The sequence below is a fragment of the Solwaraspora sp. WMMB762 genome, assembly GCF_049179115.1.
Classification (GTDB): Bacteria; Actinomycetota; Actinomycetes; order Mycobacteriales; family Micromonosporaceae; genus Micromonospora_E.
Genome location: NZ_JBMHMD010000001.1, coordinates 2142380 through 2154699, shown reverse-complemented (window position 1 = coordinate 2154699; position 12320 = coordinate 2142380). Strand labels below are relative to the sequence as shown.

Genomic DNA, 12320 nt, shown 5'->3' with positions numbered 1-12320 from the left:
CGACGTCATCATCGAATAGTGATCGGGATAGGACGGACCGTGTCCCCTCGCACTGTCTACCTGCTACACGCCGTCGGCCACGCCGACCTGGGCGTACCACCGCCGGACAAGACCGGCGCCAGCGAGCTGCTCGCCCAGCTCGGCCACCTGTCACCCGAGGACGACCGCGTCGCGGAGATTCTGCTGCTGCGTACCCCGGCACAGACCGCCGGCGACGCCGCGCCGCTCGCCGCCGCGCTCGCCGCACTGCGGACCGATGCCGCCGACCCCGACCCGGCCGGCGGCGTCGCCGTACACCTGGTGCTGGTCAGCACCGCGCAGGTCCGCCCGATCGCGGCCGCGATCGCCGCCGCCCTCGACCACCGACCCGACCTGTACGGCGGACCCGTCGCCGCCGTCACGATCGCCGAGGCCGCCAGCCTCGACGAAGCCGACATCGCCGCCAGCGTCACCCGCGTCCTCGACGACCGCGCCGACGCCAGCACCGACACCGCCGCCAGCCCCGGCCCCGGCCCCGACCGGGCGTACGTCGTCTGGGGCAGCGGCGCCACCCAGTCCGCCCTCGGCGCGCTCGACGCCGTCATCGCCTCCGGGCTGCCCTGGTCGCTGATCCGCATCGGGCCGACCGCCCCGCCCCGGCACGCCGTCTACGACCCGACCGCCGACCTGCCGGTCGACCCGGTCGTGCCGCTGCTGCGCCGCTGGCGCTACCACGACCTGCTGCGCGACCTCGCCGACAGCGGCCAACTCGCACTCACCGCCGAGCAGCGGCGGATCATCGACGCCGAAGCCGACCAGTACGGCCAGGCGCACACCGCGCCGACCGCCGGCCGGATCCGCGCCGCGATGGCCGCCGCGTTGATGCGCGGCGACGGCAGCAGCGGATTCGCCGTCCGGGTCTACGTCGTCTACCGCTACCAGGAGCTGCGCGAACACGACGACAGCCCGGTCGACCTGCTCGACTGGGCCCGGCGGCGCAACGGGCGGCGGATCGCCACCCTCGGCGAGATGCTGCGGACCGTCCGAGAGGAACAGCAGGACCCCGACGTGCTCGCCGCAAAAGCCGCCCCCAGCGGCCAGTGGCTCACCTCCCCGGTCGTGGAGCAGCTCAACGAGATGGGCAAGGCCAGCGCCCACGAGCTCGCGCCGCCGCAGCCGCAGATGCTCGCCGCGCTGCGTGAGCATCTCGCCGCGTACGACGCCACCCGCCCCGACGACCCGCCGGCTCTGCCCGGACTTGGACCGGTGCCCCTGGTGCCCGGCGACACCGTCTGCTACCTCACCGTCCTCGGTGACCCACCCCGCGACGGCAGCCCGTTCATCGTCGAACAGGTCGCGGCGGCCGCCGTCGACCCGCAGCGGCGCAACGACCTCGACCCGGCGGTCCGCACCTACCTGGGGGTGCCGGCCGGCCACCCGGTGCCGGTGAGCGCCATCGTGCTCGGCACCACCTCGCGCACCTATTCGCACGCCGAGGCGGTCGCCGGCCGGCTGCAGGCCGCCGGGCACCCCGCCGTCGCAGCGCCGGTCGCCGACGTGGGCACCGCCGCCGACGACCCGGCCGCCTTCACCGAACAGGCCGCCGCCGAGCTGCTCCACCAGCACCTCGGCGAGGACGTCGGGGCGATCGTGCTGATCCCCACCGGCCCGAAGGAACACGTGCTGACGGTGCTCGCCGCCGCGCAGCGGGCCGCCGCCGCCCAGGGCATCCCGCTGTTCCTGCGGCAGCTCGTCACCAGCGACCGCGACGTGCTCACCGCCGGTACCCACCGGCTGCCGCTGCGGTTCGGCACCGACCAGGCCATCCTCACCGCCGCCGGCCACGCCCTGGACATCGCCGAACTCGACACCGCCGCCCGGCTGCTCGGCACCCTCGCCGGGGGAGCGCCGCTGAGCGCCCGCGCGTTGGGCCTGTCCGACGCGCTGCGCTGCGCCAGGGCGCGGCTGCGCAGCTGGCCGGCGCAGATCCAGGCGACGGCCACCGCCACCGAGGATCTCACCATCCGGATGATCGCCGAACGGATCGACGTGTGGGCGGCGCTGCCCGGCGTCGACACCGACACCGCCACCGGGATGCGCGCCGTCGTCGGCGCCTGCGCCAGCTTCGAACACTCCCTGGACAATGAGCAGCTCAAGGCGGGGGTCCGGCAGAAGTTGCTGCGGCCGATGTTCGAGGTCCGCAACCGGTTGACGATCACCCATGGCGGCGGCCCGTTCGACGCGAGGGCGCTGGCCAACCTGATCCGGCAGCGGTCCCAGGAGGCGCAGCACACCGTGAGCGGTCTGCTCACCGCGATGGCCGGCGCGGTCCGGGACGTACTCGGTGACCGGCCCGGCGACGGCCCCCGGCTGGTCGACCTGCTCGACGGGCTGCGCACCGACGTACGGCGGCTGCGCGACGCCGAACAGGCCCGCCGGTCGCGCGACGCCGCCCAGTCAGGACGGGCCGGGGCCGGGCTCCGGTAGCGGGACCTCCACCGGAGCCCGGCAGCCTGTGCGCCGGCTCCCGCTCAGCGACGTCGGTCGTCGCGACCGTTGCGCCGGCCGCCGTCATGGCGGCGGCCGTGCCTGTTGTGGCCGTTGGCTGGTCCACCCGGCTGGCGACCGCGTGGACCCGGCCGGTTGCCAGTCGGATCTCCTGGCCGTCGGTCGGTCGGGTCGTACGGCAGCGGTAGCGAACCTGGATCGGACAGCTCGCCCAGGGACAGCCGCCGGCCGTAGACCGACCCCGGCCGGTTGCCGACCTTGTCGTTGGCCACCCACCAGTCGTAGGTGGTGTTGCGAGGTGCGGCCGGCACGCCCGGCGGGGAGCGGTCCGCCATGCGCGGGTAATGCACCGGGGCGCCGACGAACCCGTACGCGGCGTTGAGGAACTCCTCCCGCACCTGCGGCAGGTGCTCCCGCAGCAGGTCGTCGTATTCGACGACGAGCCGGCGGGCCGCGGTCAGGTCCGGGTCGGCCGTTGGGGGAGTCAGCGATAGGCTGCGGTAGCGGTCCAACAGCCGGTCGCCGGTGAACAACCGGGTGTCGTCCCAGTTGATCTCGACCCGTACCGCGCCGAACCCCAACGGTTTGCCCAGTCCCAGTTTGAGGCAGGCGCTGTCGGGCAGCGACAGTAGCCACAGTAGGGCCCCCAACTCGGTGTCGGTGAGATTGTCGACCTGGATGCTGAGGCAGAAGGTGGTCTGCGGCTTCACCCAGCTCGACACCGACGTGGTGATCTCGGCGTTGTCGTTCGCGTCGGCGTCCACCGGTGGGCGGACGTACTCCCGGAAGCGGGGCCGTCCGTCGACCGGCAGCGGTTCCGGCTGGCCGCCCGCGACCGGCGGTGTCCAGTATGGATGTGAAGCTGATTCGTTTTCCAGCACCTCGGCGTGGGTGAGGTAGACCTTGCGACCCCGAACCCGCCGGATGCCTTCGCGGTCCGGGTAGCCGTGCTCGGCGCGCCTTGCTGGACCTTCCAACGGTGCGCCGTCGGCGTTACCCAGGTAGAACAGAAACTGAGCCGGTTTCGGCCCGTTCAAGGTGACCAGCTTCAGCGGTCTGGCCAACTGTTGGATCCGGTCTTCTCCGGGCACCCCGGTACCGTCCGGTGGCAGCACCCGCAGATGCCCCCGATGGGCGCCGGTAGCGGTGCCAGTGTCGTCGTCGCCTTGGCGGACCCAACCGAACACCCGGTCGGCGGGGGAGAGCGCCGTCCGCTTCACCGCCGGCCGGTGCTTGTCCGGAAGGCTGGCCGACGGCGCACCGGGGAACGGCACCCGACCGATCATCGCTGGATACAACCCGATCGGCGTACCCCGGTCCAGCTCGACGTAGAGCGTGTCACCGACATGCAGCGACCGCCACCGCTTCGCGTCCCACACGTAGCTGCCGTAGTTGCCTTCCAGGTTGCGCTCCGTCTCGTGGGCACGTTGGTAGGAGTCGATCACTGCCCGCCAGCCGTCGACCAGACCCTTGCTGACCGTCCGGGTCGTGGACCGGAGCGTGGCCGGGCCGGTGATCACCTTCGTGACCACGAACCGCTCGAACCTCTTGCGTCCGCCGCCCGCCGGGAAGGTGCTGCCGGTGGCGTGCAGCCGGCCCCGGACCCGCACCAGCGGATGGTCGGTGACGACCAGTCCGGTGTTGCGGCTGTTGCGCCCCCGCCTGGCCGCCTCTGCGGCTCGCTGTCTCGCCCGGTCGCGTTCGTCCCTGCGGTCCGCGTCGCGTCGCAGCCGTGCCGTCGCCTCGTCGCACAGTTGACCTGGTCGGGCGTACATCGCGACCCGCCATAGCGGAAAGACACCGAGCGTGGCGAAGTAGATCCACGCCTCGAATTCGGGGCTGCGCGCCGATGCCTGTTCACCGGCGGCACCATGGCCGACGCGGCCGCTGCACCCGCCGGTGCACTCGCACGGCAGCTCCCGGGGCACCCACACGGCGGTCTGTACCGGCTTTTTCAGCTGTTCGCCCTGCCAGTCCCGGGGATCCAGGGAGGTGACCAGACGTACCTCGGCGCCGCCGTCGCTGTTGACCTTCGTCACCACAGCGGGCCGTGCCCGCAGCGCGTGATCAGTGGTCGCCCGGATCGCCAACTGCTGGTCGTGGCCGGTGAACACGCCGAACCGGGAGTTGGTGATCGCCTCGTACGCCGACCGCAGCGCTCCTTTGACCGCCGAGCCGGCCAGCTGCGGCCGGCCGGCGTGGTCGACCCGTACCGGCAGCGGCGCGTCGGGGCGGTCGCCGTCGGCCGCGCGCCGCCCGTGGTCCGGGATCAACATCGGGGTACGGGTGGTGACCCGCATCCCGATCGTGCCGGTCCACCGGTCCAGGTCGTAGCGGTCGTGGCCGGCGGGCGGCGCGTCGGCCAACTCCGTCGGCAGGTTCTCGCGGTCCGGGATGGACACGAAGCCGTACGGATTGAGGAAGTGCCCATCCGTATCATCCAACTTGATCGGACCGGCCGCGTCGATCGGCAGGTGCTGGTCACTCATCGGGCTTTTCCTCCTGGTCCGCGTTGGGGTGTGGGCTGGCGGTCAGCCCGACAAGCCGTTCGTCGACCACGGCGACGTTGCCGTGCCGGTCCTCCTCGACGTACTCGACGACCCGCAGCCACACGAGATGTCCGTCGGCGGGAGCCGGGCCGTCGACCGGTACGTGCAGCACCCCGATCCGGGCGTCGTGCAACGCCGCCCAGCCCGCACCGGGAGCCGGGCCGACGACCGTGCCCCACAGCAGCCGCCCGTGTTCCGCCAGCCCGTCGCCACCGACACCGGTCGCGGAGCCGGACCCGCCGGAGACGTGCCGCCAGCGCAGCTCCTCGGCGGCGGTGAACGCCCGCAGCTCGAACACCCCGGTCAGGTCGAGCGCCGCTCCGTCGGGGCCGGTCGGCACCCCGTCGACGCCGAACCGGAACCAGCGGACGTCGGCCGGCCGGTAGCAGAACCCGACCCCCGCCGTACCGCCGCTGGCAAAGTCCTTCATGGCCGGGCCGACCGGGCCGTGCCCCCGGTCAGCGACGACCCTTCCGACGGTGCTCATCCGTGCCCTCCTGCCGTCGCCAGCCACGCCGCCGTCAACGGCGCGGTCACCTCGTCGTCGGTCAACACGTCGGCCAACGACCGGCCGTCCAGCGTGGTGCACCAGCCGGCCCGTGGGCCGACCCGGAACGTCACCGCGGCCGGGTCGACCCGGACCCCGCCCGCGCCACGGGTGGTGCCGTGGCCGAAGCCGATCCAGCCGTCGCATAGGTCCCGCAGCACCAGCAGCAGCAACGCCACTGCCGCCCGTCGGTCGTCGTCGGCGGTGGCGCTGGTCGTCGTCGGATCCTGGTCGAGCCGGTCCATCGCCAGGTCGAGCGTGATCGGCTGCCACGCGCCCGCGCCCGCGCCCGCGTCGGTGGCATGCGGCTGGACCGTCGCGAACAGCAAGGAGTCGGCCGCGCCGCCGGTCCAGCGGTCCACCGCCACGTGATGGGCGATGGTGAACCGGATCCCGGCGACGGAGTCGTTCAGTTCGTCGACCGCGCGTTGCAGCGTGCCCAACGCGGCCCGTACCTGATCGGCTGTGCGTCCCGGCCCGTCGTCGCCGGGCGGATCGGAGCCGTCGTCGCCAGGCGGCTCGGCTCCATCGTGGTCGACGGTGTCGGCGAGGCGTCGTTGCAGCAGGCGTACCGCCTCCCACTGTGCCGTCGGCAGGGCGGCGGTGCTGACACAGGTCGCGACCCGCAGGGCACCCCGACGGCCGGCCGGCAGCGTCGGATCGTCGGTGTCGCGGGCGGCGGCGGTGCCGAACAGCGCCGCCACCGGCCCCAGCCCGTCGGCCCGCATCTGGTCGAGAAACTTCTCCGGGGTGGGGGCACCGGTCACCGTACGGGTGATCCGTTCGGCGTGACTGCGCAGCACCCCCTTGATCGAGCTGCCCGGCAGCTCCAGGCGGGTGTGCTCCCCGTCGCGTCCGGTCAGCGGGAACGCGCTGACCACGTCACCGTCCGAACTGACCTGCACCGCCAGCGGCCCGCGCGGACGCCACGGTACGACGATCCGCAGCACCCCGGGCGGCACCTCGTCCGGGTCGGCGGCCGGCAGGTCGACCGGCTCCCCGCCGGTACGCAGCGCGGCGAGCATGCCGGCCCGGCTGGCCAGATCCGATTCCCGCAGTACGGCGTCGACCAGCCGGACCAGACCGAGCCCACGGGTGACGGCCGCGCCGACGCTGATCCCCGGGCCGCGTAACCGCGCCGCGACCGCGTCGACCAGATCCTCCGCCGTGGCGGCGTCGGCGCCCTCCGGCGCGTCGACCACCATCCGGAACGCGAACCGGGTGCCGGCGGCCAGCACCTCGCGGCTGAACAGATGCCCCCGGGCGGCCACCCCGTGCACCCGGTCGATCGACACGTGGTCGCGTACCTCGACGTACGGCGTGCCAACGGCGGGGGCGTCGTCGACCCGGACCCAGGAAGCTTCTCCGCCGGTGCCGTCGCGCTCCGGCGGCAGCCCCCACAACCGATGGTCGGGTACGCCGTCGGCGCGCAGCGCGGAGCGGATCACCCCGGCCAGCGCGGTGCCCGGCAGCAGCGGCCGGCCCGCGCCGTCGCGGGCCTGGACCAGCTGCGCCGGTCCGGCGTCCAGGCCGCCGATGTGCAGCGGCGCCTGCGTCATCAGGGAGCCGGTCAGCTCCCACCGCCTGATCACCCGGCGACTCATGCCGGCACCCCCTCGTGGTGGTTGGCGGTGGGACCGTCCTGCCCCCGGGTGCTGCGGCGCCGCTCGACGGCGGCCCGGACCACCTCGGCGAGCAGCCAGCCGGCCGCCGGCCGGTGCAGTTCGTCGGCGACGTCGGCCGGCGGGTGGACCCCCAGATGCGACCAGAGCACCTCGTCGCCGGACGCCAACCGGTCCAGCAGGTCGAGTCGTTTCGCGCCCCAGGATTCCCGGCGCGGCCGGTTGCGGCGGGTCGCCGCGATCCAGCCGCGCACCTGGGCCGGGTCGTCGCCGGCGGTGAGCCGGTCGGCGAGGGTACGCAGCGCACCGAGCTGCGCCATCGACACGTCCGGCGGCACCAGCAGGTCGCGTAGCGCATCGTCGGCCACCCGTACGGCCGCGGTCCGGTGCAGCTCCCGCCGCCAGCCGCGCCGGACCAGCTCGGTGACCAGCGCCGGCGTGTCGCCAGCGCGCCCGGCGGGCGTGGCCTGACCAGCGCGCGTGTGCGGGTCGGCGGGCGTCCGCCGGCCGGCGGAGCGGGCCTCGTCCGCCGGATCCGTCGCCACCGCGACGGTCGTCCGGTCGAGTAGTACAGGTTGCAGCGCCAACCGGCCGTAGCCTTCGGCGGTGCGTTCCCCGATCCCGGTCGCCTCGATCCGGCGCAACGCCTCCTCGTCGGGGACGCCGATCATGTCGAACCGGACGACGCTGCCGGCGGCCAGCCCGGTCAGCGACGGTCGCGGCATCGACCAGCGGCGCTGCCACGACTCGACGCGGCGGGTGGTGAGGAAACCCACCGGCAGGCGGTCGGGACTGTCGTCGGGCAACGCCAGGTCCACCCGCAGTGCTTCGGCGAGCGTGGCCGCCAGCGCCTGCGGGTCGGTCACCGGCTCACCGGCCGGCCCCCGCAGCAACAGATCCGACAGCAGCCAGACGACCAGTTGCCGGCTGTCGCTCACGGTGCCCCGCGCGACCAGGGCCGGTGTGCCCGGGGCCAGTACGTCGACCCTGACCCGCCCGTAGTCGTCCTTGCGGGACCGTCCGATCGCGTGCTCCCCGTCCAGCCAGTCGGTGTCCAGGTCAGCGTCGGCCGGCAGCCACAACTCGCAGCGCAGCGCCGTGCCGGCGGCGATCGCCTCGTAGACGAACAGGCCGCCGGAGTCCTCGGTCGGCCGTTGCGGCCCGTCGTCGACGACGGCGTGCGCCTGCGTCACCAGGTCCACCTCCGCGATGCGGATGCCACCCGCGCCGTCGGCGCCGCAGAAGCCGACCATCGGCCGCAGTCGCTGACTGTCGTCGGCGCGTGGTCGGAGCAGGTTGACCAACTGCTGGTGCTGGTCGGTGTCCTTGGGCCGGTGCAGGGCACGCGGCAGCGGCAGCGACCGTTCGCCGGCGATCTCGACGGTGGCGTTGGTGACCACCACCCGGCCGCCGGTGATCAGCTCGGTCGACTGCCCGCCTAGTGCCTTCGCCACCATCGGCAGCAGGGAGGTGCCCGGCACGAACCGTTCGGTCAGCACCAGGTTGCCGAGCACCCCTCGGGCCACCAGCAGCGGAGTCAGCGCGGTGATCCGCAGATCGTGCCGGTGCACCGGCGGATCGGACGTACGGGCACCCAGGGTCGCGGCGGCCGGGTCGACGACGGCCGACGGCAGCACCTCGGCTGGGGACCGGGCATCATCGACCCGTTCCAGCAGCGCATCCAGCGGGGAACCGGCCGGCTGGCCGTCCGCGCCGTCACCGTCCGCGCTTTTGCCGGCTGCGTCGTCACCGGCTGCGTCGTCACCGGCGATGGTCACCCGGCAGCGGCCGGCGCCCCGACGACGCTTGCCGCCGATCGCGTCGACCAGCCGGGCCGCGGCCCGCAGCAGCAGCTCCGCCTCCCACGGCACCGGCACGTCGACGGCGAGCCCCGGGAAGGTCAGCTGCCAGTCGGCGGTCACCGTCAACCCGACCGCCGCCCGCTCCTCGACGCGCAACGTGTCGTCGGCGGCGGTGTGCCGGTCGACGTCGATCTGCACACCGGGGCGCAGCAGCACAGCCGCCTCCCGGGCCAGCACCCGGCTGCGTTCGTCGAGCGCGGCGATCGCCGCCCGTACCGGGCCGGGCAGGTGCAGCGGCCGGCCCTGCAGGGCCGCCGGGACCGGGCTGGTGCGTGGCTGCGGCCGGAACTGCCCTGCGGGGTCGGGGCGCTGCCGCGACGACGCGCCCGGCTGGCTGCCGAACACCGCCTCCACCCAGGCGTACCAGATGCCGTCGGTCGCGCCGTCGTCCAGCCCGACGGCGACGGTCTCCGCCGCGTCGCGCAGCACCGCCGTGAGTGCTTTGCCGCGTAGCATCGGTAACCCGTCGGCGTCGCGCTGCACCTCGCGGTCCACCGCGCCGTGCCGGGACGTGCCGGTGCCGCACGCCCAGTCGCTGAGAAACGTCACCTCGACCGGGAACGGTCGGCCGTTGCGTAGGCCGCCGGTGTGGTGGATCGATTCCGGGCCGCCCATCAGGCCGCCACCTCCTGCCGTACCCGTGGGTCGCCGTCGCCGGACCGGCCGGACTCCCGGCCGGCGTGCGGTGCGGTGCCGGCCGCCATGTCGATCAGGTCGACCGCGCCGAGGATCCGGCTGAACGAGACCGGGCGATCCGCCGACGGCTCCGCGACCAGCAGATGTTCGTCCAGGAAGGACCGAGCTGCGGCCGGGTCGGCCGCCCAGACGCTGACCTGGTCTCTGGCCCGGACCGCTTCGGTACGGCCGGTGAGCAGTGCCTGGCGCAACCGGTGCAGGGCACCACGGGCCAGTACGGGCGGGTCGTCCTCGCCGCGCCCGCCGCCCAGCGCCTCGACCACCTCCCGCAGCCGGGTGACGTCGTGCGCCGCAGCCCAGCCACCCGGCTGCGGCGCGCCGATCACCACCGGGCCGGGCCACAGCCGCGACTCGCCCCTGTCGCTGCCGCCATCCTGCACGGTCAGTGGCATCCGGATCCGGTCCAGACTCCGCCCGACCGAGTCGTGCAGCACATGAAAGTCCAGCGCGCCGCAGCTGGGATCGACCTGTTTGACCTGCTTGGCGGAACCGCACAACTGCTCGGCCAGCTCGTACGCCTCACTGAACGGGTAGTGCGGTTTGACGTACGCGATCCCGGCGCACGCGGTCAGTCCCGGGTGCCCGACGTCGGTCAGCACCCGCGCGACGACCGGATGCGCGGCGGCGGTCCGCGCGAACTGCTCCACGAAGGTCGCGGTCACCTCGAACGCCGGCCGGGCGTCCATCACGACGGTCACGTCGTCGCCGCCGACGACCAGCGGCAGCAGCCAGCCGGTCCGGTCGGTGACCTGGTCGACGGCGTACCGAAGGGCGGCGACCGTCACCTCGTCGAGCGCCCGGCTGAAAGCACCCAGGTTGTCCAGGAACTCCGGGCCAGCGTAGGAGTCGGCGATGCTGCGGAACACACCGCCGATGCCGTTGCCGTCGGCGTGCATCACCGCCACCCAGCCGGCGTGGCTCACCCCGTCGGCCAGCTTGGCGGCGTCAACGACCGCCTCGTTGCCGAGTTTCCCGGCCATCCGGTCCCGGCCTGCGTTGCGTCGCCGCCAGGCCGCGTCCACACTGGCCGCCCTCGGGTACGGGGTGCCGCCCTCCTCGCCCATCGCGGTCGACGGCTGCCCCGAGTAGTGACAGGGCCGGGTGAACGGCAGCGTCGGGTGCCGCAGCAGTGGCGACGGTCGGCGGCTGCGCCACGCCGCCTGCCGCTGGTACGCCCGGGTCAGCGCCGGGCTCAGGTCGGCGTCGTCGGCGACCGGATCCGGGTCGACGGTGCCCCAGATCTCCAGGCCAGGCGCCTCGTCGAGCGCCCGACGGGTCACCGCCCGAACGACCGCCCTGCCGGTGTTGGCGTCGTCGGCAAGCAGCAGCGCCTTGCCGGAGGCGGCCACCACGATCTCGACGACGGGCTCAGTACACCCTTCGTTGATCTTGTCGACGGCGGTCTTCACCCACTCGGTGCCGGCCTGAAAGATCAATTCGCTGGCCCCGACGTTCACCGCCTGTTTGTTGCTGGCGAACACGTACGCCTGATTGGCGCCGGTCTCTATCACCACCCAGTGCCGGCGCTTGCCGCTCGCTGGAGACTGGCTGCTCATCCGTTCCCCTCTGTCGTTCCGGTGCCTGTACTTAAGACACGGACGGACAGGTGGACCGTGGATGCCGGCCCACCGCTGCGCCGAGGGCAGCCGGCAAACATATCCGACCCGACTGGCCAGCCGCACCAAACCGGTAGACAGATTTCAGACAACCGCCCGGGTATGGCCAATGGTTCGCCGCCGACGCCGGACAGCCGGCGGTTGATCCACTTCGGCCGATCGACGCGACATGCCGTGCCGCTGTCTGCTGACGCGAAGTGGATCGAGCCGTAGTCTGTCGGACCGGTCCCGTGGTGCGACGCGCCGGCAGGGATGCGGGCGGGCGTTACCGTCGGCCGGGTGTCCCGGATACGAGCGATCGGATGGCGGACTGTCGCCCAGCGGATGAGTGCCGTTGCCGCTGTGCTCGGCTGGTTGCTCCTCTGCGTCTACAGCGGCTCGCTGTACCACAATGGCCAGTACTGGGGAATCTATCTCGGTGCCGCTCTCGTCGGCGGCAGTCTCGGACTGGGACTGCTCATCGTCCGGGCCATCCGCCCTCGGGTCCCGGTGCCGTCACGGGTCGCGCTCGTCGCTGTCGTACTGCTCGGCTGGGTGGTCTTCGTCGGGCTCGGCCCGGTCTATCTGCACCTCGCGGGTGAACGGACACCGGTCGTCGTGACCGACACCTGGCGCGGCAGCGAAACCGAGCGGTACCGGCTGTCGCGGTCGGACACCGGAGCGGACCTCGGCTGGCAGTACCGGCACGACATCGGGGTACGCCGCGACGGTGACCAGTTGACCATGTGGGTGGACCCGAACGGCTGGTACGGCCCGTTGCCGGCCGACCGCAGCGCAGGCCGCTGGGCGATGACGGTGGCGATGTCCGGCCTCCTGGTGGCCGTCACAACGATTTCCAGCTTCCATCTGCTCGCCCGCTGGACGGTGTCGCGCCGGCTGGTCGCTCGACTCACCAGCGGGTGAGCCGATCACCGGCCGCCGACTCCTTTGCTGGCGGCATT

At 73.2% G+C, this 12320-nt stretch carries 7 protein-coding genes; 2 read left to right on the top strand and 5 right to left on the bottom strand.

The window, feature by feature from the left end:
• The first annotated feature begins 39 nt into the window (after positions 1–39).
• Positions 40–2466, top strand: a complete 2427-nt coding sequence (locus ACN27J_RS09445) for a hypothetical protein (protein WP_421365207.1) — start codon at positions 40–42, stop codon at positions 2464–2466.
• Positions 2467–2510: 44 nt separating this feature from the next.
• On the opposite strand, the gene ACN27J_RS09440 is transcribed toward ACN27J_RS09445, so the two are convergent.
• Genes ACN27J_RS09440 through ACN27J_RS09420 form a run of 5 tightly spaced genes read right to left on the bottom strand, consistent with a single transcriptional unit; the run spans position 2511 to position 11319 of the window.
• Complete coding sequence (locus ACN27J_RS09440; protein WP_421365206.1) at positions 2511–4976, bottom strand: TIGR03986 family type III CRISPR-associated RAMP protein; 2466 nt, start codon at positions 4974–4976, stop codon at positions 2511–2513.
• Positions 4969–5523 (bottom strand): type III-D CRISPR-associated protein Csx19, encoded by a 555-nt coding sequence (gene csx19, locus ACN27J_RS09435; RefSeq protein WP_421365204.1) that lies wholly within the window; start codon positions 5521–5523, stop codon positions 4969–4971. The genes ACN27J_RS09440 and csx19 overlap by 8 nt, the downstream gene beginning before the upstream one ends.
• Complete coding sequence (locus ACN27J_RS09430) at positions 5520–7175, bottom strand: RAMP superfamily CRISPR-associated protein (RefSeq protein ID WP_421365202.1); 1656 nt, start codon at positions 7173–7175, stop codon at positions 5520–5522. Before ACN27J_RS09430 ends, csx19 begins: the two co-directional genes overlap by 4 nt.
• An 8-nt stretch (positions 7176–7183) precedes the next feature.
• Positions 7184–9682, bottom strand: coding sequence for an RAMP superfamily CRISPR-associated protein (locus ACN27J_RS09425; protein WP_421365200.1), 2499 nt, complete (start codon positions 9680–9682; stop codon positions 7184–7186).
• Complete coding sequence (locus ACN27J_RS09420; protein WP_421365198.1) at positions 9682–11319, bottom strand: Cas10/Cmr2 second palm domain-containing protein; 1638 nt, start codon at positions 11317–11319, stop codon at positions 9682–9684. The genes ACN27J_RS09425 and ACN27J_RS09420 overlap by 1 nt, the downstream gene beginning before the upstream one ends.
• Positions 11320–11658: 339 nt before the next feature.
• On the opposite strand from ACN27J_RS09420, the gene ACN27J_RS09415 reads away from it, so the two are divergent.
• A complete protein-coding gene (locus ACN27J_RS09415) occupies positions 11659–12282 on the top strand; it encodes a hypothetical protein (protein ID WP_421365196.1) in 624 nt (207 codons plus the stop codon).
• Positions 12283–12320: the final 38 nt, after the last annotated feature.

Coding starts and splice junctions, on each gene's coding strand:
- ACN27J_RS09440 (WP_421365206.1), bottom strand. CDS start 4,976: ATGAGTGACCAGCACCTGCCGATCGACGCGGCCGGTCCGATCAAGTTG.
- csx19 (WP_421365204.1), bottom strand. CDS start 5,523: ATGAGCACCGTCGGAAGGGTCGTCGCTGACCGGGGGCACGGCCCGGTC.
- ACN27J_RS09425 (WP_421365200.1), bottom strand. CDS start 9,682: ATGGGCGGCCCGGAATCGATCCACCACACCGGCGGCCTACGCAACGGC.
- ACN27J_RS09420 (WP_421365198.1), bottom strand. CDS start 11,319: ATGAGCAGCCAGTCTCCAGCGAGCGGCAAGCGCCGGCACTGGGTGGTG.